Source organism: Castellaniella sp. WN, from assembly GCF_054457555.1.
This window is the reverse complement of record NZ_JBTKZC010000001.1, coordinates 1,632,633-1,654,252: the sequence shown is the minus strand read 5'-3', so window position 1 is coordinate 1,654,252 and position 21,620 is coordinate 1,632,633. Positions and strand designations below refer to the sequence as shown.

General features: G+C 68.4%; 18 protein-coding genes. 13 read left to right on the top strand and 5 right to left on the bottom strand.

From position 1 onward, the window contains the following. Positions 1-58: 58 nt before the first annotated feature. Positions 59-937: a phosphoserine phosphatase SerB gene (gene serB, locus ACTPOE_RS07700; protein WP_458871632.1), complete on the top strand. Its 879-nt coding sequence runs from the start codon at positions 59-61 to the stop codon at positions 935-937. Here the strand turns inward: serB and ACTPOE_RS07695 are convergent. The 4 genes from ACTPOE_RS07695 to ACTPOE_RS07680 form a co-directional block, all read right to left on the bottom strand. Continuing rightward, positions 904-1,584 (bottom strand): Fe2+-dependent dioxygenase, encoded by a 681-nt coding sequence (locus ACTPOE_RS07695; protein ID WP_458871631.1) that lies wholly within the window; start codon positions 1,582-1,584, stop codon positions 904-906. The two genes, serB and ACTPOE_RS07695, sit on opposite strands and share 34 nt — an antisense overlap. A 30-nt stretch (positions 1,585-1,614) precedes the next feature. Then, complete coding sequence (locus ACTPOE_RS07690; protein WP_458871630.1) at positions 1,615-3,897, bottom strand: TonB-dependent receptor; 2,283 nt, start codon at positions 3,895-3,897, stop codon at positions 1,615-1,617. Between the two features lie 239 nt (positions 3,898-4,136). Next, entirely contained in the window at positions 4,137-7,661 is a 3,525-nt protein-coding gene (gene mfd / locus ACTPOE_RS07685) for a transcription-repair coupling factor (RefSeq protein ID WP_458871629.1), read from the bottom strand. A gap of 15 nt (positions 7,662-7,676) precedes the next feature. Beyond that, positions 7,677-8,522, bottom strand: coding sequence for an SIS domain-containing protein (locus ACTPOE_RS07680; RefSeq protein ID WP_458871628.1), 846 nt, complete (start codon positions 8,520-8,522; stop codon positions 7,677-7,679). A gap of 182 nt (positions 8,523-8,704) precedes the next feature. On the opposite strand from ACTPOE_RS07680, the gene edd reads away from it, so the two are divergent. The 9 genes from edd to ACTPOE_RS07635 all read left to right on the top strand — a co-directional run bounded on the left by edd (position 8,705) and on the right by ACTPOE_RS07635 (position 17,898). Next, entirely contained in the window at positions 8,705-10,537 is a 1,833-nt protein-coding gene (gene edd, locus ACTPOE_RS07675) for a phosphogluconate dehydratase (protein ID WP_458871627.1), read from the top strand. A 91-nt stretch (positions 10,538-10,628) separates the two neighbouring features. Continuing rightward, on the top strand, positions 10,629-11,657 hold the full coding sequence (locus ACTPOE_RS07670) for a LacI family DNA-binding transcriptional regulator (protein ID WP_458871626.1): 1,029 nt from the start codon (positions 10,629-10,631) through the stop codon (positions 11,655-11,657). Positions 11,658-11,841: 184 nt separating this feature from the next. After that, complete coding sequence (locus tag ACTPOE_RS07665; protein WP_458871625.1) at positions 11,842-12,516, top strand: amino acid ABC transporter permease; 675 nt, start codon at positions 11,842-11,844, stop codon at positions 12,514-12,516. Then, positions 12,513-13,166 carry an amino acid ABC transporter permease gene (locus ACTPOE_RS07660; protein ID WP_458871624.1) on the top strand — a complete coding sequence of 218 codons (654 nt, stop codon included), beginning with the start codon at positions 12,513-12,515 and terminating at the stop codon, positions 13,164-13,166. The genes ACTPOE_RS07665 and ACTPOE_RS07660 overlap by 4 nt, the downstream gene beginning before the upstream one ends. 84 nt (positions 13,167-13,250) lie before the next feature. Then, positions 13,251-14,057 (top strand): transporter substrate-binding domain-containing protein, encoded by an 807-nt coding sequence (locus ACTPOE_RS07655; protein ID WP_458871623.1) that lies wholly within the window; start codon positions 13,251-13,253, stop codon positions 14,055-14,057. A 20-nt stretch (positions 14,058-14,077) separates the two neighbouring features. Then, complete coding sequence (locus ACTPOE_RS07650; protein ID WP_458871622.1) at positions 14,078-14,848, top strand: amino acid ABC transporter ATP-binding protein; 771 nt, start codon at positions 14,078-14,080, stop codon at positions 14,846-14,848. 11 nt (positions 14,849-14,859) lie between these two features. Further along, positions 14,860-15,657 (top strand): sugar phosphate isomerase/epimerase family protein, encoded by a 798-nt coding sequence (locus ACTPOE_RS07645; protein ID WP_458871620.1) that lies wholly within the window; start codon positions 14,860-14,862, stop codon positions 15,655-15,657. Then, complete coding sequence (locus ACTPOE_RS07640; RefSeq protein ID WP_458871619.1) at positions 15,644-16,594, top strand: sugar kinase; 951 nt, start codon at positions 15,644-15,646, stop codon at positions 16,592-16,594. Before ACTPOE_RS07645 ends, ACTPOE_RS07640 begins: the two co-directional genes overlap by 14 nt. Positions 16,595-16,929: 335 nt before the next feature. Continuing rightward, positions 16,930-17,898: a 2-hydroxyacid dehydrogenase gene (locus ACTPOE_RS07635; protein WP_458871618.1), complete on the top strand. Its 969-nt coding sequence runs from the start codon at positions 16,930-16,932 to the stop codon at positions 17,896-17,898. Between the two features lies 1 nt (position 17,899). Here the strand turns inward: ACTPOE_RS07635 and eda are convergent, their stop codons facing one another. Continuing rightward, positions 17,900-18,526, bottom strand: a complete 627-nt coding sequence (gene eda / locus ACTPOE_RS07630) for a bifunctional 4-hydroxy-2-oxoglutarate aldolase/2-dehydro-3-deoxy-phosphogluconate aldolase (protein ID WP_458871617.1) — start codon at positions 18,524-18,526, stop codon at positions 17,900-17,902. A gap of 393 nt (positions 18,527-18,919) precedes the next feature. Here eda and ACTPOE_RS07625 point away from each other — a divergent pair, with 393 nt between their 5' ends. The 3 genes from ACTPOE_RS07625 (at position 18,920) to ispF (ending at position 21,548) form a co-directional block, all read left to right on the top strand. Further along, positions 18,920-20,143 (top strand): IS110 family RNA-guided transposase, encoded by a 1,224-nt coding sequence (locus ACTPOE_RS07625; protein ID WP_458870713.1) that lies wholly within the window; start codon positions 18,920-18,922, stop codon positions 20,141-20,143. Positions 20,144-20,304: 161 nt separating this feature from the next. Then, positions 20,305-21,057: an IspD/TarI family cytidylyltransferase gene (locus tag ACTPOE_RS07620; RefSeq protein ID WP_458871615.1), complete on the top strand. Its 753-nt coding sequence runs from the start codon at positions 20,305-20,307 to the stop codon at positions 21,055-21,057. After that, a complete protein-coding gene (gene ispF / locus ACTPOE_RS07615) occupies positions 21,054-21,548 on the top strand; it encodes a 2-C-methyl-D-erythritol 2,4-cyclodiphosphate synthase (RefSeq protein ID WP_458871614.1) in 495 nt (164 codons plus the stop codon). Before ACTPOE_RS07620 ends, ispF begins: the two co-directional genes overlap by 4 nt. The last annotated feature ends 72 nt before the right edge of the window (positions 21,549-21,620 follow it).

Below are 21,620 nucleotides of genomic sequence, written 5' to 3'. Positions count from 1 at the left end.
GGTGGCGGGGTACGGACAGACGGTAAAATGGCCGCGCTGAATCCCGAGGACTTTCCACATGGCACACATCATCCTGCAGGCTCCGCGCCTGATGGCGGCGGATATCGAGCGGCTCGCGGCCGTGGCCTGCGCGGGCGGCGTTCAGGAACTGGGCCCCACCGCCGTGCGCCTGCTGGACGTGGATCCGGACTGCAGGGGCGAGGCCCTGGCGCAGGCCGAGGCCGCCCGCATGGATGCGGCCTGGCTGGACACGGTGCATCGCCTGGCGGACTGCCGGGTGCTGGCCATGGACATGGATTCCACCCTGGTCAACATTGAGTGCATCGACGAGATCGCCGATGCGGTGGGCCGCAAGGCCGAGGTCGCAGCCATCACCGAGGCGGCCATGCGCGGCGAGATCAAGGATTTCGCCGAAAGCCTGCGCCGTCGCGTGGCCCTGCTGCGCGGCGTGCCGGAAACCGCGCTGGAGCAGGTCTTCACCGGACGCCTGCGGCTGAACCCGGGAGCCGAGCGCCTGATCGAGGTCGCGCGCGCCCATGGCCTGAAGACGATCCTGGTGTCCGGGGGCTTCACCTTCTTCACCGAGCGACTGCGCCGGGGGTTGGCGCTGGACGAAGCCCATGCGAACACCCTGGAGGTCGCGGGCGGCGTGCTGACGGGTCGGGTTCTGGGCGATATCGTCGACGGCGCGGCCAAGGCGCGCCACGTGCGCGCCTTGGCGGAATCCACGGGCGCGGCGCCGGAACAGATCATCGTGCTGGGGGATGGGTCCAACGACCTGCCGATGATGGCGCAGGCGTTCTATTCAGTGGCCTATCGGGCCAAGCCCGTGGTGCGCGCCCAGGCGCGTTTCGCTCTGGACCACAGCCCGCTGGATGCGGTGCTGAACTGGTTCAGGTTGACCTACAACTCCGACCACATCCGCAGCAGGTTGTGATAGACCCCGGTGAGCCGGGCGATGGTTTCGGGGTCGGCGCCGGCCTGGATCAGGCGCTGGATGGCGACATCCTGGTCCAGCAGCAGGGCGCGGCGGCCATCGTCGCGCACCAGGCTCTGGGTCCAGAAGAACGAGCCGTAGCGCACGCCCCGGGTGACGGGGATGACGCGGTGCAGGCTGGTGCCGGGGTAGACCACGGCGTGGCCGGCGGGCAGTTTGACGCGCTGTTCGCCATAGGTGTCCTGGATGACCAGTTCCCCGCCTTCGTATTCGTCCGGATCGCTGAAGAACACCGTGGTGGACACATCGGTGCGGATGCGCCCGGATTCCCCGGGCACCTGGAAGATGGCGTTGTCGATGTGGAAACCGTAGTGCTCGCCGCCTTCGTAGCGGTTGAATCTTGGCGGCAGGATGCGCGCGGGCAGGGCGGCGGACATGAACAGGGGATCGCGGCTCAGGGCTTCGAGGATCAGGGCGCCGATCCGCGCGCCCGCCGGGTCGTCCAACGCCAGCTGGCGGTTGGCCTTGACGTGGGCGGCGACGTGGCCGGCGGTCAGGCCGCCGTCCGTCCAGCGAGCGGTTTCGAGGTCGGCGCGGCATTGCCGGACCACGTCGGGCGGCAGCAGGTCAGGAAGGGTGATGAGCATGTCGGAAGCGTGGGATCGCCTGAGCGATGATCAATACTTCAGGTTGGCGGTCAGGATGATCTGGCGGCCGGGACCGAAGTCGGCGTGGTGGTTGCCGTTGTTGTGGGCGTAGTACACCTTGTCGGTCAGGTTCAGGGCGTTCAGCTGGAAGCCGAGGTTTTTGTTGACCTGGTAGGACGCCATGGCGTCGAAGCGCCAGTAGGCGGGCATGTAGGTGCCATTGGCGCCACCGCCGGCCGTGCCCTGACCCGAGCCGCCGAAGGTCTTGCCGACGTAGTAGGCGCCCGCGCCCACGGTCAGCGGTGGCAGGACCTTGTAGGTGGTCCACAGGCTGAAGCTGTGCTTGGGCGTGTTGGTCAGGGGATCGCCCTCGTTGACGTTGCTGTAGGCGCCTTCCACCAGCTTGCTGTCCAGGTAGGCATAGCCTCCGTAGACCGCCCATTCCGGGGTGATCTTGCCGTTGATGCCCAGTTCCAGGCCGCGCACGCGGGTCTTTCCGGCCTGGGCGTAGACGCCCGGATCGACCTCGATCTGCGCATCGCGCCGTTCATTCTCGAAAATGGCGGCGGTCAGACCCAGACGGTCGTTCAGGAAATTCCATTTGGTGCCCAGTTCGACGGTGCGGCTCTTTTCGGGCTTCAGGTCGCTCAGGCTATTGGCGCCGGTCGCGCCCAGGCTGTCCTGGTCGCCACCCGACATGCTAGGGGGGGTGGATGCCGTGGCATAGCTGACGTAGATGCTGCCGTTGGGCGCCGGCTTGTAGACCAGACCCAACTGGTAGTTGAACATGTTCCAGGAGCCTTCGTCATGCACCGGTGCCGTGGCGCCGCGCGGGATCGATTCGCCCGAAATCCGATAACGGTCGAAACGCACTCCGGCATTGACCGAGAACTGTTCGTTCAAGTCGATGCTGTCGAAGAAGTAGGCGGCCTGGGTGGTGGATTTGGCGTCCAGGCTCAGCGGGCCGCGTGCAATGCTGCCGGACCAGGGGTCGTTGGGGTTGGGGTTGAAGAGCGGCGTGCAGTCCATCTTGCCGGCGAACACGGCCGGGCAGGCGGAGCCATTGGTTGTGGTGACGTCGTAACCGGCGTTTTTCGTCGTTTCCTGAGACAGTTCAATACCGGCGTTGAAGCTGTGCTTCAGACTGCCCGTTTCGAATTTTCCGGTCAATTCTGTCACGTTGGCCAGCGTAGTGCTTTTCTGCCAGCGTGATTTCAGGCCGCGCAGCAACCAGTACCGGTCCGTGCCCGCATCATATCTGACCTGCCCATCCCCAGGATTGGTCAGGACATAGTCGTTCAGTGTTTCGCCGTAGCGCGTGGCGTTGCGCACCGTCAGGCGGTCCGTGATGTCGTGTTCGATCTCGATGGTGCCGATGTCCGCCTGCGTCTTGCGGTAGTCCCTGTCATGGACGCCGTAGAAAGTGTCGCGGCCCACGTCCAGGATGCCGTTGTCGGTCATGTAGGGAAACTCTCGCGTCACGTTTCCTTTGCTGTCTTTTGCGTTGCGGATCACCGGCACCCCGTAGTCCGGCATCCCGTCCGTCTGGTAGTGATAGAAGCTGATCGAGGCGCGGGTCGGCGTGCCCAGGCCGAAGGAGATCGTGGGCGCCACGCCCCAGTTCTTGTAGTCCACGGCGCTGCGGCCGGGCACATCGCCCGAGGCGCCCAGGACGTTCAGGCGGAATGCCGAGGTGTCGCTGAACTGCCAGTTGCCGTCGGCGGTGGCGCGGAAGTATTTGTCGGTGCCGATGCCCAGGCTGGCGCTGGCGGCGTTGCCCAGGTGGGCGTGCTTGCTGGTCAGGTTGATGCTGCCGCCGCCCGTGCCGCGCCCGCCCAGGGTGGAATCCGCGCCGCGGATGATCTCCACGCTTTCCAGGTCGAAGACTTCGCGCGTCTGTCCGCCGGCGTCTCGGATCCCGTCCACGTAGATGTTGCTGGCCGAGGAGGCGCCGCGGATGAAGGGGCGGTCGGCCAGTGGTTGGCCGCCTTCGCCGGCGCCGAAGGTGATGCCCGGAGAGTTGCGCAGGACGTCTTCGAGCGAGGTGGCGTTGGTGTCCTGAATGATGGCCTGGGGAATGATCTGGACGGATTTGGGCGTATCCAGCAGCGGCGCCGTGAACTTGGCCTGGGAGGCCTCGTCGGTCTTGTAGTTGTCGCCCCGGTCGCCTTGAACCGTCACGGGGCTCAGGGTGGCGGGCTTGCCCGCGGACTGAGCCTGCGCGCCTGTCGGCAGGAAGGTCCCCGGAGCGGCGAGCGCCAGGGCGAGGGACGAGCCCAGCAGAGTCCGGGAGGCGGAAGGGTGCGATGCCAAGAGCTTCTCCATTAAATGTTATAAGAATCTAAATAAGAACGAATCGCATTCTATGTTAAAAAAATAGAAATGTGAAGGAATCATGGAGAGCGGATACAAAATCAGCCGTCCTTATCCTGGATGGCAGGAAATCCGGGGAGGGGGGTGGCGCTGTGAATCCGTGGCTGCTTCAGCCGCTATCCGGCCGCTTGCGCGGCCGTCCACCCGTGTGGCTGCCGCGTGGGCTGGGGGGCGAACGGCTACGCCGCCGCGCCCCCCAGCCTTTGCAGCAATCCGCGCAGCTTCTGCACGCGGCCGGGTACGTCCACGGCGCCGCCGAAGGTGATCTTCAGGCGGTCGGGGCCGTTCAGGCGGACCTGGCGGTCCTGCTGCACCAGTTCGATGATGCGGATCGGATCCACATCGGGCTGGGCGGCGAACTGGATCGAGGCCTGGGTCTCGCCGGCGTCGATCTTGATCACGCCCAGCGGTTCGGCCAGCAGCCGCAGGCGGTGTAGCGACAGCAGGGTCTGGCCGGCCTCGGGCAGCTTGCCGTAGCGGTCGATCAGCTCTTCCTGCAGCAGGGTGAGCGCATCGGCGTCGGCGGCGTGCGCCAGGCGCTTGTACAGGCCCAGCCGGGCCTGGACGTCGGCGCAGTAGTCCGAGGGCAGCAGCGCCGGGGCGTGCAGGTTGACCTCGCACTGGCTGCCGAACGGCGATTCCAGGTCGGGCTCCTCGCCGGACTTCAGGGCGCGCACGGCGGCGGCCAGCATGTCGTTGTACAGGCTGTAGCCGATTTCCTGGATGTTGCCGGACTGCGATTCGCCCAGGACCTCGCCGCTGCCGCGGATCTCCAGGTCGTGCATGGCCAGGAAGAAGCCGGCGCCCAGTTCCTCCATGGACTGGATGGCTTCCAGGCGCTTCCTGGCGTTGGCGGTGATGGCGTCCTCGCCCGGGGTGAGCAGGTAGGCATAGGCCTGGTGGTGGGACCGGCCCACTCGGCCGCGCAGCTGGTGCAGCTGGGCCAAGCCCAGTTTGTCGGCGCGGTGGATGAGGATGGTATTGGCCGAGGGCACGTCGATGCCGGTCTCGATGATGGTGGTGCACAGCAGCACGTTGAAGCGTTGCTGGTAGAAGCCCTTCATGACCTCTTCCAGTTCGCGCTCGGCCATCTGGCCGTGGGCGACGGCAATGCGGGCTTCGGGGACGAGTTCCTCCAGCCGCGCGCGGCGGTTGAGGATGGTCTCGACCTCGTTGTGCAGGAAATAGACCTGTCCGCCGCGCTTGAGTTCGCGCAGGATGGCCTCGCGGATGGTGCTGCCGTCCTCGCGGCGCACGAAAGTCTTGATCGCCAGGCGCTTCTGCGGCGCGGTGGCGATCACGGAGAAGTCACGGATGCCTTCCAGGGACATGCCCAGGGTGCGCGGGATCGGCGTGGCGGTCAGGGTCAGCACGTCGACTTCGGCGCGCAGGGCCTTCAGGGCTTCCTTCTGGCGCACGCCGAAGCGGTGCTCCTCGTCGATGATGACCAGGCCCAGATGCTTGTAGCGCACTTCCTTGGACAGGATCTTGTGCGTGCCGATGACGATGTCCACGGAGCCCTCGGCCAGGCCGTCGATGGCCTTGGCCGTTTCCTTGCCGGTCCGGAAGCGCGAGAGTTCGGCGATGCGCACCGGCCAGTCGGCGAAGCGGGTGGCGAAGTTCTGGGCGTGCTGTTCGGCCAGCAGGGTGGTGGGGCACAGCAGCGCCACCTGGCGGCCGTTCATGACGGCCAGGAAGGCGGCGCGCAGGGCGACCTCGGTCTTGCCGAAGCCCACATCGCCGCAGACCAGCCGGTCCATGGGTCGGCCGGAGGTCATGTCCTGGATCACCGCCGTGATGGCGGCGGCCTGGTCCGGGGTCTCCTCGAAGCCGAAGCCTTCGGCGAAGGCCTGGTAGTCGCGGGCGGGGAACTTGAAGCGCAGCCCTTCCCGGGCGGCCCGCTTGGCGTACAGGGCCAGCAATTCCGCGGCCGTGTCGCGCGCCTGGCGGGCGGCCTTGCGGCGGGCCTTTTCCCACTGGCCGGAGCCCAGCGGGTGCAACGGCGCCTGGTCCGGATCGGCGCCGCTGTAGCGGGCGATCAGGTGCAGCTGCGAGACTGGCACATACAGGGTGGCGTCGCGGGCGTATTCCAGGTGCAGCAGTTCGATGGGGCCCTCTCCCAGGTCCATGCTGACCAGGCCGCGGTAGCGGCCGATGCCGTGCTGCGCGTGCACCACCGGATCGCCCACGTGCAGCTCGGCCAGGTCGCGCACCATGGCATCGATGTCGCTGCCGTGCTCGTGGCGGCGGCGCGCGCGCGCGGGGCGGCCGGCCTGGGCGGGATAGAGGTCGTTTTCCGTGAGCACCGCCAGTCCGGCGGAGGGCGCCTGGAAGCCCCCGGACAGCGGGGCGACGACCAGGGAAAAATGGCCCCTGCGCCGCGCCTTCGGCTGGCTGTCCGCCTCGCGGCCCGGCGATGGAGAATGCGCCTCGCTCCGCAGCCAGTCCTGCCAGGTATCGAAGATGGCGTCGGGCTTCAGGCGATAGTCGGCCAGCAGCTCGGCGATGGTCTCCCGGCGTCCGGCGGAATCCACGCACAGCGCCGTGCGCAGCGGGGTCGAGTCCAGGTGGCGGCGCAGGTCGGCCAGGGGGTCGTCGGCGCGCCGGTTGACGGCCGCGGCCGGGCAGAGGGCGAAGTCCGGATGCGTGCCCTCGTCGGTCAGCGCCAGGCGGGCCAAATCGCGCAGGCGGGCGTGGAAGGCTTCGTCGTCCAGGAACAGGGCGTCGGGTGGCAGGACCGGGCGTTCCGGGTCTGACTTCAGGAATTGCCAGCGGTTGCGCGCGTCCTGGGAGAAGCGGGCGATGGCTTCCGGGGCGTCGCCCAGCGTGACGGCCACGGTGTCGGGCGGCAGATAGTCGAACAACGTGGCCGTCTGTTCGAAGAACAGCGGCAGGTAGTATTCAATGCCGGCGAAGGCGATGCCGTTGCCGATGTCCTTGTAGGGCAGGGCGCGCGACGGGTCGCCTTCGAAGACTTCGCGGAAGCGCGCGCGGAAGCGGTTGCGCGCGGCCTCGTCCATGGGGAATTCACGGCCCGGCAGCAGTTCGATCTCGCGCACCGGGTACAGGCTGCGCTGGGTATCGCCGTCGAAGCTGCGGATGGACTCGATTTCCCGGTCGAACAGGTCGATGCGGTAGGGCAGGGCCGATCCCATGGGGAACAGGTCGATCAGGCCGCCGCGGATGCAGAATTCGCCGGGCGCGCCGACCTGGGTGACGTGGCTGTAGTTGGCCAGGGTCAGCTGGGTGCGCAGGCGCTCCTCGTCCAGGGTGTCGCCCTGGCGAAAATGGAAGGTGTAGGCCGCCAGGAAGGCGGGCGGGGCCAGTCGGACCAGGGCGGTGGTGACGGGCGCCACCAGGATATCCACGGCGCCCTGGCCCAGGGCGTGCAGGGTGCGCAGGCGCTCGGAGATCAGATCCTGGTGCGGGGAAAAACTGTCGTAGGGCAGAGTTTCCCAGTCGGGCAGGAAGCGCACGCGCAGGTCGGGGTCGAACAGGGCGATTTCGTCGGCCAGGCGCCGGGCGGCCAGCGGGTCGGCGCAGAAGGCGGCCAGCGGGTGCAGGGCCTCGCGGGCCAGGGCGGCCAGCAGCAGAGCGTCGCCGGAGCCCGGCGGGCGGGGCTGGGCATAGCGCTGGCCGGGCCGCAGGGCGGCGAGGGCGGGACTGATCGAGGGCAGGGACAGAAGTGGGTTCGAGGAATCCATGGGATGTTCGGAGAGTTACGTCCGGCGCTTGCCGATCAGGCTTTTCTTGGTCTTTTCCAGCACCCGGCTGGCCTGGTCGCCCCGCCGCAGGGCCACGCCCAGGGCCAGTACGTCGATGATCGCCAGGTGCGCCAGCCGCGAGATCATGGGGCTGTAGAGCGCGGTGTCCTCCTGGGTGTCGGCGCGCAGGAGCAGCGTCGCCAGTTCGGCCAGGGGCGTGCCGGAGGCGGTGATGGCGATGACCGGGCAGCCATTGGCCCGCGCCAGACCGACCGCTTCGAGCAGTTCGCGCGAACGGCCCGAGTGCGAAATGGCCACCAGCGCGTCGGTCGGGCCCAGCAGCGAGGCCGCCATGGCCTGGACGTGGCTGTCGGAATAGGCGGTGACCGCCAGGTCGAAGCGGAAGAACTTGTGCTGCGCATCGGCGGCGACGATACCGGAATTGCCCACGCCGTAGAACTCGATGCGGCGGGCTCGCGCCAGCAGGCCGATGGCCGATTCGATCACGGCGGGATCGAGTCCGTCGCGCACGCGCAGCAGCGCAGAGACGGCGTTTTCAAAGACCTTGCCGGTCAGGCCGGCCACGCTTTCGTCGGGCCGCAGCGAGGAGTGCACGTAGGGCACCCCGGTCATCAGGCTGGCGGCCAGCCGGACCTTGAAGTCGGGCCATCCCGCGTGGCCCAGTGCGCGGCAGAACCGGATGACCGTGGGTTCGCTGACCTCGGCCGCCTGGGCGATCTCGCCGATGGTCATGCGCGCGACGTCGCCGGGATGGGCGATGGCCAGGCGCGCGACGCGGGCGGCGGCGCGGCTCAGGCCGGGCAGGCGGGCGCGCAGCTCGGGCAGGATGGATGTGTTCATGAGGGCATCAGTATAAAGGCGGGCCGCCGGGGCCGCGTCCGACGGGAACAGGTCCGGACGGACAGATAGGTAATAAAACTACATAAAATCAGTAATATTTCTTTCTTGTCATGGTAAATGTAGTTCAACTAAAAATAAGCCTATACTGAGACCTCGTCCATTCCCGTCGTCCGGAGGCTGTCGTGACCCTTCATCCCGTCGTCCAGTCCGTGACCGGGCGCATCGCCGCCCGCAGTCGCGCCACCCGCGAACGCTACCTGGCGCGCAGCCGCGCCGCCTACGGGAAAAAGACGCATCGCGCCCAGCTGGCATGCGCCAATCTGGCGCATGCCCTGGCCGCCGAGCCGGACGCCGCCAAGGCGCGCCTGGCCGGCACCGAGCGGCCCAATCTGGCGATCGTGTCGGCGTACAACGACATGCTGTCGGCGCACCAGCCGCTGGGGCGCTATCCGACCTGGATCAGGCAGGCCGCGTTCGCCGCCGGCGGCAGCGCCCAGTTCGCGGGCGGTGTGCCCGCCATGTGCGACGGCATCACCCAGGGCCAGGCGGGCATGGAACTGAGCCTGTTCTCCCGCGATGTGATCGCCCTGTCCACGGCGATCGCGCTCAGCCACCAGATGTTCGATGCGGCGGTCTGCCTGGGGGTGTGCGACAAGATCGTGCCGGGCATGCTGATCGGCGCGCTCGCCTTCGGCCACCTGCCGGTGGTCTTCGTGCCGGCCGGGCCGATGCCTTCGGGCATCTCCAACGAGGAAAAGTCCCGGGTGCGGCAACTGCACGCGCAGGGCGAAGTGGGCCGCGACGCCCTGCTGGCCTCGGAAATGGGCGCCTACCACGCGCCCGGCACCTGCACTTTCTACGGTACGGCCAATTCCAACCAGATGCTGATGGAGATCATGGGCCTGCATCTGCCGGGGGCGTCTTTCGTGCCGCCGGGCACCGTGTTGCGCGAGGCCCTGACGCGCGAAGCCGCCCGTCATGCCCTGGGCCTGGCCGCCGGGGGAGGGCGCTTCACGCCGGTGGCCGAAGTCGTCGACGAGCGCGCGCTGGTCAACGGCATCGTCGGCCTGCTGGCCACCGGCGGCTCCACGAACCACACCATGCACCTGGTGGCCGTCGCCCGCGCGGCGGGTATCGCGATCGACTGGGACGATTTTTCCGAATTGTCGGCGGTGGTGCCGCTGCTGGCGCGCGTCTATCCGAACGGCGGGGCCGACGTGAACCAGTTCCAGGCGGCGGGCGGCATGGCCTTCCTGATCCGCGGCCTGCGCGAGGCCGGGCTGCTGCACGAGGACGTGACCACCATCATGGGCCGGGGGCTGGAGGCCTACACGCGCCGCCCGGCGTTGCGCGACGGCGTCCTGGTCTGGGAAGACGGCCCGCGCGCGTCTGCGGACGAGTCGGTGCTGCGCGGGGCGGATACGCCCTTCAGTCCGGACGGCGGACTCAAGCTGCTGCGCGGCAATCTGGGGCGCGCGGTGATCAAGGTGTCCGCCGTCGCGTCCGGGCATCTCGTGGTCGAGGCCCCCGCGAGGATTTTCGAGACCCAGGCCGCGCTGCTCGAGGCCTTCGGGCGCGGCGAACTGGAGTGCGACATGGTGGCGGTGTTGCGCTTCCAGGGACCGCGCGCCAACGGCATGCCAGAACTGCATCAGCTGACGCCCGCGCTGTCCGTGCTGCAGGCCCGAGGCCACCGGGTGGCCCTGGTCACCGATGGCCGGATGTCGGGCGCCTCGGGCAAGGTGCCCGCCGCGATCCACGTCACCCCCGAGGCCTGCGTGGGCGGACCGCTGGCGCGCCTGCGCGACGGGGATCTCGTGCGGCTGGACGCCACCGCAGGCACGTTGGAGGTGCTGGGAGGGGCGGACTGGCTGGCGCGCGAGCCGGCGGGCTTCGATCCGGAAGCGTCCGCGCAGGGGATCGGCCGGGATCTGTTCGGCGTGGCCCGCGCCCACGCGGACGGGGCCGAGCAGGGCGCCTGTTTCTTTCAGTGGCCGCAGTGGGCGGGACGCTGAGGGGCGGGATGCTGAGCGCCCGGCCGCCCGATGGATACAATGGGGCGTCCCGCTCGCGCGCGCCGCGCGCTCCATCCGCATCCCTTCGCCCATGAGCCTTCATCCGCCGCGCAGCACGATCGCCGACGTGGCCCGCCACGCCGGAGTTTCCAAGGCCACGGTGTCGCGGTTCCTCAACCACCGCGACACCCTGCTGTCGCCGGAAATCGCCCGGCGGGTCGAGGTCGCGATCGAGGCGCTGTCCTATACGCCCAGCCCGATGGCCCGTGCGCTCAAGCGCGGCCGATCCCGCCTCATCGGCCTGGTGGTGGCCGACATCACCAATCCCTATTCCGTCGCCGTGCTCAGCGGGGCCGAGCAGGCCTGCCGCCAGGCGGGCTACCTGATGATGCTGTTCAACCTGGGCAATGAGCGCGAGCGTGAAAGCGTGGGGCTGCAGGTGCTGTCCACCTACCAGGTCGAGGGCTTCATCCTGAACACCATGGGCCTGGAGCAGGGCTCGGTACTGACGCCGGCCCTGCGCGGCCGGCCGGTGGTGCTGGTCGATCGTCTGCACCAGGGCCTGGAAGTCGATTTCGTATCGCTGGACAACGTCCAGGCTGTCGACGCCTGTCTCGATCACCTGATGGCGGCGGGCTATCGGGATTTCCTGTTCGTCAGCGAGCCGCTGGGCGCGGTCAGTTCACGCATCGAGCGCATCCGCGCCTACGAAGCCCGGCTGGCGGCCCTGGCGCCGCGGGCGGCGGGCCGATGGGTCGAGGCGGGCGCCGACGATCCCGACGGTCTGGCGCGGGCGCTGCGGGATCTGAGCGCCGGCGCGCGCCGTCCGCCGGCCGTGATCGCGGGCAACGGGGTCGTGACCATGCGCATCGTGGCCGCCGTGGCGGCGCTGGGCTGGAGCCTGGGGCCGGATATCGGCCTGATCGGTATCGACGACACCCCCTGGGCGCCGTATGTCGGGCCGGGCATCAGCGCGGTGGCGCAGCCGACGGACGCCCTGGGCAGCCTGGCGGCGCAATGCCTGATCGAGCGCATCGGCGGGCTGGCCGTCCCGGCCCGCGCGATCCGCCTGCCCGGGACGCTGATGCCCCGGGGCTCGACTCGAATGAAGCCGGACTGACCGCCGCCTTCCGCCGGCCGCCTCCGCCAGCCGCCTCCGCCAGCCGCCTCCGCCAGCCGGATCGGAGCGCCCCGCGGGATCCCGATGAAATCCGGTGACTGCAGGGTTAGCACCGATTTTCAAAGCCGGTGCGCTTCAGTACAATGAAACCGGTTTCATCGATGCGGATTTCCCGGCGATCCTCATGAATTACACCTTCCAGTTCGGTCCGGTGTTCCAGGCGTGGCCGCTGCTGCTGCATGGCACCTGGATGACGATCCAGCTCTCCGGCCTGGCGATGCTGCTCGGCCTGGCGGTGGCGGTGCTGTGCGCCTGGGGCAAGACGTCCGGTCCGGCGCCCGCGCGGGCGTTGATCCAGGTCTACATCGAACTCATCCGCAACACGCCGTTCCTGGTCCAGCTTTTCTTTTTCTTCTTCGCCCTGCCGGCCGTCGGCGTGCGCTGGTCGCCCTACACGGCGGCGCTGGTGGCCATGACGGTCAACCTGGGCGCCTACGCCACGGAAATCGTGCGTGCGGGGATCGAGGCCATTCCCCACGGCCAGATCGAGGCCGGCCTGGCCCTGAACCTGACGCGGGTCGAGATTTTCCGCTTCGTCGTGCTCAAGCCCGCGCTGCGCGCCATCTATCCGGCGCTCACCAGCCAGTTCATCCTGCTGATGCTGGCTTCCAGCGTGGTGTCGGTGATCTCGGCCGACGACCTGACCTCGGTGGCCGCCACCCTGCAGTCCGAGACCTTCCGCAGCTTCGAGATCTACATCGTCATCACGCTGATCTACCTGGCGCTGACACTGTGCTTCTCCTACGTCTTTCGCCGGGTTCACGACCGGTACCTCAGTTATCCGGACGGCCGCTCATGAGAACCTTCGGATCCTCCGACTTCTGGTACATCTTGCAGGCCGCCCAGTGGACCGTGCTGCTGTCGATCATCGCCTTCATCGGCGGCGGCCTGGTCGGGCTGGCGGTGGCCCTGGCGCGCACCGGCACGCATCGCGCCGCCCGGGCGCTGGCCACGGGGTTCATCAAGATCTTCCAGGGCACGCCGCTGTTGCTGCAGCTGTTCCTGGTGTTCTTCGGCGCGCCGGTGATCGGCCTCGAAGTCGATCCCTGGACCGCCGCCGCCGTGGCGTTGACGCTGAACGCGGGATCGTTCCTGGGCGAGATCTGGCGCGGCTGCATCGAGGCCGTGCCGCGCGGCCAGTGGGAAGCCGCCGCCGCCCTGGGGCTGAACTACCGCGACCGGCTGCGCGACGTGATCCTGCCGCAGGCGCTGAAAATCGCCGTGCCGCCCACGGTCGGCTACCTGGTCCAGGTCATCAAGGGCACGTCGCTGGCGGCCATCATCGGCTTCACCGAACTGACCCGCGCGGGGCAGATCGTGAACAACGCCACGTTCGAACCCATGGTGGTGTTCTCCATCGTGGCGGCCCTGTATTTCCTGCTGTGCTGGCCCCTGTCGCTGCTGGCGGGGCGGATGGAACGGCGCCTGTCGCTGGCCCAGGCGCGCTGACAGGCGGACGGAAGATTCCGGGGCGCGTCCGGCCCCATTGCTGTGTCAACAGGCCCCAGGCCGACAACCTCACGGAGACGTTCTATGTTCAAGAATCACACCTTGCGCGGCATGCTGGGCGGCGCCCTGCTGACCGCCTGCGCCACCCTGGCCGTCGGCCTGGCGCCCGCGGCCTCGGCCGAGACCATCGACCAGGTCAAGCAGAAAGGCGAACTGACGGTCGGCATGCTGGTCGACTTCCCGCCCTACGGCATCATGAACACCGAGAACCAGCCCGACGGCTATGACGCCGACGTGGCCAGGCTCCTGGCCAAGGATCTGGGCGCGAAGGTGAAGATCGTGCCGGTGACCGGCCCCAACCGCATCCCCTATCTGCTGACCGACAAGGTCGACGTGCTGGTGGCCTCGCTGGCGATCACGCCGGAACGCGCCAAGCAGGTGCGGTTCTCGCATCCGTACTCGGCCGCGCAGATCGTGGTGTTCGGCGGCAAGGACCTGAAGATCTCCGGTCCGGAAGGCCTGTCGGGCAAGAAGATCGGCGTGGCGCGCGCCAGCACCCAGGACATCGCGGTCAGCAAGATCGCCCCGAAGGACGCCGACGTCCGCCGCTTCGATGACGACGCCTCGGCCATGCAGGCCCTGCTGTCCGGCCAGGTCGACGCGATCGGCTGCTCCACCACGGTGGCCGCCGGCATCGCCAAGCGCGCCCCGGACCGCTTCGACAACAAGTTTGTGCTGCTGCAGCAGGAAATGGCGGTGGCCATGCGTCCGGACCAGCCGGAAACGCTCAAGGCCATCAACGAACTGATCGACCGCAACATCCAGAACGGCGAATTCAGCAAGCTCTACCAGAAATGGCTGGGCACGCCGCTGCCGGAATTGAAGCAATAATCCCGACCCGACTCGCCGCCATGATTTCGACCCCGACCCGCGATGCGCCTTCCGGCGCTCCGATCATCCAGATCGAGAAGCTCAATAAATGGTATGGGCAGTTCCATGCCCTGACCGACATCGATCTGACGGTGGCGGCGGGCGAGCGCATCGTGATCTGCGGACCTTCGGGTTCGGGCAAGTCCACCCTGATCCGCTGCATCAACGGCCTGGAGACCATCCGGGACGGGCGCATCGTGGTGGACGGCATCGTTCTGGGCATCGACGGGCGCGGAGTCGACGCCGTGCGGCAGGAAGTCGGCATGGTGTTCCAGCAATTCAATCTGTTTCCGCACATGACGGTGCTGCGCAACTGCATGCTGGCGCCGATGCGCTCGCGTGGGCTGAAGGCCGATCAGGCCGAGGCCCTGGCGATGGAATACCTGTCTCGCGTGCGGATCGCCGAGCAGGCGCGCAAATACCCCAGCCAGCTGTCCGGGGGACAGCAGCAGCGCGTGGCCATCGCCCGCGCCCTGTGCATGACCCCGAAAGTCATGCTGTTCGACGAGCCCACCTCCGCGCTGGACCCGGAAATGGTCAAGGAAGTCCTGGACACCATGATCGGTCTGGCCCGCGACGGCATGACCATGCTGTGCGTGACCCACGAGATGGGTTTCGCGCGCAGCGTGGCCGACCGGGTGATCTTCATGGCCGACGGCCGGATCATCGAGCAGGCGCCGCCGGACCAGTTCTTCGAGGCCCCGCGTCACGAGAAGACGCGCGGTTTCCTCGGCCAGATCCTGAACCACTGAGGATCTTTCCCATGCACATACCTGTCCCGGCGCGCGGCGCACTGGTTTCCCTGGCGGCGTTTGGCGCGGACGAAGTCCGGCGCCATGGACAGGCCTGGTTTGCGCGGCTGGCCCTCGCGGCCGGCGCCGACGGCATCGAGGTGCGCGGCGAGCTGCTGGGCGAGGACGCCGGCGGCGAACTCGCCGCGCTGGCGGCGCTGGCCGCCGAGGCGGGTCTGGCCCGGGTCTATTCCAGCCCGCGGGGCATGTGGGACGCCGCCGGCCGCCTCGACGAGGCGGCGGTCCGCGAAGGTCTGGACCGCGCGGCCCGGCTAGGCGCCGGCTGGCTGAAGATGTCGATCGGCGGCTTCGCGCCGCGCGCGCCGGCCGGCATGGCCACCCTGCGAACCCTGCTGGCGGGCCATTCGGTCGAACTGCTGGTGGAGAACGATCAGACGGAATCGGCGGGGACTGTCCCAGCTCTGACGGCCTTCTTCCGTGCGGCCGACGCCGCTGGGGTGTCGCTGGGCATGACCTTCGACATGGGCAACTGGCACTGGGTGGGCGAATGCCCCCTGCGGGCGGCCGATGCGTTCGCGCCCCGGGTCCACTACGTGCATTGCAAGGGGGCGCTGCGGCGTCCCGACCGCTGGGTGGCCGTGCCGCTGGAATCGTCCGCCGCGCCCTGGCGCGCGGTGCTGCGGGCGCTGCCCGCCGCCGCTCCCCGGGCCATCGAATATCCCTTGACCGGCGCGGATCTCACCCGGATCACCGGCCGGGCGCTGGACGCGCTGCGCCGACTGGAGCAAGTTTTCAATGACAACGAGTGAATCGCTCGACGTCGTCACGCTGGGCGAGGCGATGGCGATGCTGGTGGCCGGGCGACCCGGACCGCTGGAACAGGTGGAAATCTTTCACAAGCGCACGGCGGGTGCCGAGACCAACGTGGCCATCGGGCTGGCCCGCCTGGGCCTGCGGGTCGGCTGGGGCAGCCGGCTGGGACAGGATTCCCTGGGCCGCTACCTGCTCGACAGCCTGCGCGGCGAGGGCGTGGACTGCTCGCGCGTGGTCCTGGCGCCGGGTGAACGGACCGGTCTGTTGTTCAAGAGCCGGGTCACGGACGGCAGCGATCCCCTGGTCGAATACCACCGCGCGGGCTCGGCCGCCAGCCGCATGCGTCCGGACGACGTGGACCGGGGCTGGCTGCTGTCCGCTCGCCATCTGCACGCCACCGGTGTGTTCGCGGCGGTGTCCGCCGACAGCTTCCAGGTATCGCGCCAGACCATGCGTCTGATGCGCGAGGCGGGCAGGACCGTGTCCTTCGACACCAACCTGCGGCCTGCGTTGTGGGCCTCGGCCGAGGCCATGCGCACAGGCGTCAACGAGCTGGCCGCCCTGGCGGACTGGGTGCTGCCGGGACTGGAGGAAGGCCGCCTGCTGACCGGCGAGCGCGAGCCCGAGATGATCGCGCGCTTCTACCTGGAGCGGGGCGCGCGGGTGGTGGTGGTCAAGCTCGGCCCCGACGGGGCGTATTATGATGACGGCACGCGCGGCGGCCGCGTACCGGCCAGCCCGGTGGAGCGGGTCGTCGATACCGTGGGCGCGGGCGACGGTTTCGCCGTGGGCGTGATCAGCGGCCTGCTCGAGGGGCTGCCCCTGGAACGCGCTGTGGCGCGCGGGGCCTGGATCGGCGCCTGCGCGGTGCAGGTGCCGGGCGACACCGAGGGCCTGCCCACGCGAACCGCGCTGCGGCTGGTCGGACTCTAGTGTCCTGTCTGGCTAATTCCGATCCTTACCTTCGGCGCCTGGGCTGGCCATGCTGCGTTGCTGCCCCCCTCACCGCTTGCACGCGGTTCGGATTCGTCAGGCACGGAGCAGTCCGCAGGGACTGCTCCGTGTCCAGACTCATCCTCGCGATAGCACCGGCTATCGCCGCGGTTTGCGCCTTGCCTGACAAGCCCATGCATCCGAATTCAAGTGACCAAACTAACCAGACAGGACATTAGTTGTGGAGTTCCAACAGGTCCGTCCGCTCGCCGTCGGCCCGCTGTGTCTTGCCGCCGGGCGGCGCGGCGGCCGGCTCGTCTTCCCGGGAGTCTTGCATGCCATGCCAAACCGTCCTCGTCTACCGTGACCTTCCCGAATCGCAGCTGGCGCGGATCCGGGCGGAACACGAGGTCATCCAGGTCGATCCCCGGCGCGAGGACCAACGCGAGGCGTTCTTCCAGGCGTTGAGCCGGGCCCGGGGCATGATCGGCTCCAGTTTCCGCCTCGACGCGGAGATGCTGGACCGGGCGCCGGCCCTGCGGGTGGTGTCCAGCATCTCGGTCGGTGTCGACGCTTATCCGCTGGCCGCGTTGCGCGAGCGCGGCATCGTGCTGTGCCACACCCCCGGCGTGCTGACGGAATCGGTGGCGGACCTGCTGTTCGGCATGGTGCTGGCCACCAGCCGCCGGCTGTGCGACATGGCAAGTCTGGTGCGCGAGGGACGGTGGGTGCGCAACGTCGGCCCCGAGGAGTACGGCTGGGACGTGCACGGCAAGACCCTGGGCATCGTCGGCTATGGCCGTATCGGCCAGGCGCTGGCCCGCCGGGCGGCCCTGGGCTTCGGCATGCCGGTGGTCTATCATGCCCGGCGGCCGGTCGAAAGCGGCCTGCCTTCCGGCAAGGCGCGCGCCGCCGGACTGGACGAACTGCTGGAGACGGCCGATTTCGTCGTGCTGGTCCTGCCGCTGACCGAGGCCACTCGCGGCCTGATCGGGCCACGGGCTTTCGCCCGCATGAAGCCCGGCGCGATCCTGATCAACGGCGCGCGCGGCCCTGTCGTCCAGGAGCGCGCCCTGCTCGATGCGCTGGATGGCGGACGCCTGCGCGCGGCTGGGCTGGACGTGTTCGATGTCGAGCCGCTGCCGCCGGATTCGCCGTTGCGCGGCCATCCGCGCATCCTGGCGCTGCCGCACATCGGCTCGGCCACGCACGAGACGCGCGCGGCCATGACCGTCATGGCGGTCGACAATCTGCTGCAGGTGCTGCGGGGCGAGGCGCCGCGCGCGGCTTATCCGCTCGACTGACTCAGAGATTCCCCAGCGCGCAGGCCTCGCGGGCGAGGGCGGTGATGGCGTCCCATTGCCGGGTCTCGATGGCGACGGCGGGCGTCAGCCAGGAGCCGCCCACGCAGCCGACGTTGGGCAGGGCCAGGTACCGGGCCGCATTGCCCGCGTGGATGCCCCCCGTGGGGCAGAAGATCAGGTCGGGCAGGGGACCGTGCCAAGCCTTCAGCAGCGCCTCGCCCCCCACGGCTTCCGCCGGGAACAGCTTTTGCACCAGGAAGCCCAGTTCCGCCGCGCGCATGGCTTCGGAGGCGGTGGAGACCCCCGGCAGGAACGGGATGCCCGAGGCGCGCGCGGCATGGGCCAGGTCTTCGGTCAGGCCGGGGCTGATGCCGAAGCGGGCGCCGGCGCGCATGGCGGTGTCCAGTTGCTGCGGCGTGCGCACGGTGCCCACGCCGACCACGGCGTCGGGCACCTGGTCCCGGATGGCGGCGATCGCGTCCAGCGCGGCCGCCGAGCGCAGTGTGATTTCCAGCGTGCGGACACCGCCGGCGACCAGCGCGCGGGCCAGGCCCACGGCCGTGTCCGGGTCGCGGACCACGATGACCGGCATGACGGGGCTGAGTTCGATCAGTTCGAGGGCATTCATGGAGATGGAGGGCGGTGCGCCGAAACGGGAAATGTAGCCATTCTACATGCGAAAGAGAATGTCATCGGCATTTTCATTATTATGATATTTCGACTACTTTCCAGCCGCGCCGGATCCGGGGCTCGTCGTGCGTGGTGGGCTAACGATCATGGTGGTAGGCACCACCCCTGAAGATGAAAGAGACTTTGGGGTGGAAGGTGTTGGGTGAAGGTCGTAAAAGTTTTTGGCGGCTCGACCCCGCGGCTAACGTGACCGGCCGGACTGACTCGCACCCCGGATTGCTTCCCTAGAGAGCGCACGCTAAACAGGCCGTTGGCGACATGTCGCCTTCAGGCACGTTCAGTCCCGGCACCCGCCACCTTCCACCCTTAAGTCTAATCGACAGGAGGTGGTATGGAACTGGGAGCGTTATACAAACGGGTGATCGGTCTGGACATTCATCAGGCGCAGATCACGGCCTGTGCGCTGATCGAGGAAGCAGACGGCTGCGCACGCATCGAGCAACGTCAATTCGGCGCGTTCAAGCGAGACCGTCGGGAACTGGCCGACTGGGTGGCGTCACTACGCCCCGACGAAGTCGTGATGGAGAGCACCGGCATTTACTGGAAGAGCCCGTATGCGGCACTGGAAGCGCGTGGCATCTGCGCCAAGGTGGTCAATGCGCGACATGTGAAGAACGTGCCGGGCCGCAAGACCGATGTGGGTGATGCCCACTGGTTAGCGACGCTGGCGCGAGCGGGATTACTGCGCGGCTCGTTTGTACCGCCGGCCAAGCTGCGGGAACTGCGCCTGATCGCCCGCCAACGACAGAAACTTGTCGGGCAACTGGCCAGCGAGAAGAACCGTCTGCACAAGGTGCTCACCGATAGCGGCGTGCGCCTGGGGGTGGTGGTCAGTGATCTGCACGGCCAGTCGGCACGCGCCATGGTCAAGGCGATCATCGCCGGACAAGCGCCGCAGGAGGTGCTCAAGCTTGCCAGTCGCCGCCTGAAGGCCAGCCGCGAGGAAATCTTCGACGCCCTGCAAGGCGACCTGACGGCCAGCCATCACTTCGTCCTGGATGAACTGATGCAGCATGTCGAGGAAATCGAGGCCCGTATCGTTCGCTTCGATACCCGGCTGCTCGCCGAACTGAAATCCGAACACAACGCCTTGGCCCTGCTGCAAACCATTCCCGGCGTCGATCAGATCGGGGCTGCCATGCTGTTGGTCGAAATCGGCTCCGACATGGATGTCTTTGGTAGTGCCGATCGTCTTGCCTCCTGGGTCGGCATCTGCCCCGGCAACAACGAATCAGCCGGCAAGCGTAAATCCGGTCGTGTTCGCAAGGGCAATCTGTATGTCCGGCGCCTGTTGTGCGAGTTCGCTCACGCCGCTAGCCGTACTCAATCCGTCTTCAAATCGAAATTCCAGGCCTTGATGGTGCGCCGTGGCTATAAACGGGCCATCATCGCCATCGGCCACAAAATACTGCGAACGATCTTCTTCATACTCCAGCGTGGCGAACACTACCGGGACAGCGCCACCGACTATGAGGCCCTATCCGTTCAACGCAACGCTCCACGCTGGATCAAGGCTCTGACCAAGTTCGGATTTATCCAACCTGCCAGCGCCTGAGCCGCACCGCCCTAGCCCTTACAGCCTTCGATGGCTGGGGGGGCGCTCGGTCAGAAATGCCTGTCTTTCACGCTAAAATCGCTCCTCATGAACGCATCCTTTCGCCTGCCCGACGCGGCATGGCCCGCGATTCCGGACGGCATGGACGGGAGTCCTACCCGATGAGCGCTCCCCTGATCGCCCTGGTGCCGGCCGCCGGTGCCGGCACGCGCGCCGGCAGTCCCGGCGGCCGGCCGAAGCAGTACCGCGGCCTGGGCGGCGAGCCCATGCTGCGCCATGCCGTGCGCGCGCTGCTGGCCGATCCCCGCATCGTTCAGGTGCGGGTGGCGGTGGCGCCCGGCGATCCCTGGGTGGACGAGGCGCTCGCCGGCCTGCCGCGCACGGTCCGGCGCCCCTGCGGGGGCCCCACGCGGGCCGAGACCGTGCGCGCCGCCCTGCGGGACGCGGACCTGGCCGACGAAGCCTGGGTGCTGGTGCACGACGCCGCCCGGCCGGGCTTGCCGGCCGATGCCCTGGGGCGCCTGATCGACGCCTGCCTGTCGCGGGATCGGGGCGGGTTGCTGGCGCTGCCGGTGGCCGATACCGTCAAGCAGGCCGGGGACGAGCCCGGCGACCCCGCCCGGGTGGCGCGGACCTTGCCGCGCGAGGGCCTGTGGCTGGCGCAGACGCCGCAGATGTTCCGCGCCGGGGAATTGCGTGCGGCGCTGGACGCATGCGCCGGCGACCCGCGGGTGACCGATGAGGCATCGGCGGTGGAACTGGCCTGCGCACCCGACCGCGCCCCGCTGCTGGTGCGCGGCGCGCGAGCCAACGACAAGCTGACCTGGCCGGAAGATTTCGACTGGTTCGAGGATCGGCTCGCGGCGCGCCGCGAGCCCGCTGAAAGGCACCCCACTGGAGCGACACCATCATGACGTCCCCCTTTCCTTTTCGCGTCGGCCAGGGCCACGATCTGCACGTCCTGGCCGAGGGCCGGCCGCTCGTCATCGGCGGCGTGCGCATTCCCTACGAGCGCGGCCTGGTCGGCCATTCGGATGCCGACGTGCTGCTGCACGCGGTGACCGACGCGGTGCTTGGGGGCGCGGGGCTGGGGGACATCGGCCGCCATTTCTCCGATCGCGACCCGCGCTGGGCCGGGGCCGACAGCCGCCTGTTCCTGCGGGAGGCCGCGCGCCTGGCCCGCGAGGCGGGCTGGTCCGTGGTCAACGTGGATGCCACGGTGCACGCGCAGGCGCCGAAGATCGCGCCGCACGCGCCGGCCATGGCAGCCTGCATCGCCGGCGACCTGGGGGTCGAGCCGGCGGCGATCAATGTCAAGGCCAAGACCAACGAGGGTCTGGGCTACCTGGGGCGGAGCGAGGGCATCGCGGCCAGCGCCGTGGCGCTGTTGGCGTGGATGGGATAGGGCATGAAATGGTCCCGGCGGATCATTTCATGCCTATCGGATCGGAGCGGCACGCGGGCCGCGACGTGGAGA

What these genes read in the sequence shown, in the direction of transcription:
- serB (WP_458871632.1), top strand. Translation starts at nt 59, where the DNA reads ATGGCACACATCATCCTGCAGGCTCCGCGCCTGATGGCGGCGGATATC.
- ACTPOE_RS07695 (WP_458871631.1), bottom strand. Translation starts at nt 1,584, where the DNA reads ATGCTCATCACCCTTCCTGACCTGCTGCCGCCCGACGTGGTCCGGCAA.
- mfd (WP_458871629.1), bottom strand. Translation starts at nt 7,661, where the DNA reads ATGGATTCCTCGAACCCACTTCTGTCCCTGCCCTCGATCAGTCCCGCC.
- ACTPOE_RS07680 (WP_458871628.1), bottom strand. Translation starts at nt 8,522, where the DNA reads ATGAACACATCCATCCTGCCCGAGCTGCGCGCCCGCCTGCCCGGCCTG.
- ACTPOE_RS07670 (WP_458871626.1), top strand. Translation starts at nt 10,629, where the DNA reads ATGAGCCTTCATCCGCCGCGCAGCACGATCGCCGACGTGGCCCGCCAC.
- ACTPOE_RS07665 (WP_458871625.1), top strand. Translation starts at nt 11,842, where the DNA reads ATGAATTACACCTTCCAGTTCGGTCCGGTGTTCCAGGCGTGGCCGCTG.
- ACTPOE_RS07660 (WP_458871624.1), top strand. Translation starts at nt 12,513, where the DNA reads ATGAGAACCTTCGGATCCTCCGACTTCTGGTACATCTTGCAGGCCGCC.
- ACTPOE_RS07655 (WP_458871623.1), top strand. Translation starts at nt 13,251, where the DNA reads ATGTTCAAGAATCACACCTTGCGCGGCATGCTGGGCGGCGCCCTGCTG.
- ACTPOE_RS07650 (WP_458871622.1), top strand. Translation starts at nt 14,078, where the DNA reads ATGATTTCGACCCCGACCCGCGATGCGCCTTCCGGCGCTCCGATCATC.
- ACTPOE_RS07645 (WP_458871620.1), top strand. Translation starts at nt 14,860, where the DNA reads ATGCACATACCTGTCCCGGCGCGCGGCGCACTGGTTTCCCTGGCGGCG.
- ACTPOE_RS07640 (WP_458871619.1), top strand. Translation starts at nt 15,644, where the DNA reads ATGACAACGAGTGAATCGCTCGACGTCGTCACGCTGGGCGAGGCGATG.
- ACTPOE_RS07635 (WP_458871618.1), top strand. Translation starts at nt 16,930, where the DNA reads ATGCCATGCCAAACCGTCCTCGTCTACCGTGACCTTCCCGAATCGCAG.
- eda (WP_458871617.1), bottom strand. Translation starts at nt 18,526, where the DNA reads ATGAATGCCCTCGAACTGATCGAACTCAGCCCCGTCATGCCGGTCATC.
- ACTPOE_RS07625 (WP_458870713.1), top strand. Translation starts at nt 18,920, where the DNA reads ATGGAACTGGGAGCGTTATACAAACGGGTGATCGGTCTGGACATTCAT.
- ACTPOE_RS07620 (WP_458871615.1), top strand. Translation starts at nt 20,305, where the DNA reads ATGAGCGCTCCCCTGATCGCCCTGGTGCCGGCCGCCGGTGCCGGCACG.
- ispF (WP_458871614.1), top strand. Translation starts at nt 21,054, where the DNA reads ATGACGTCCCCCTTTCCTTTTCGCGTCGGCCAGGGCCACGATCTGCAC.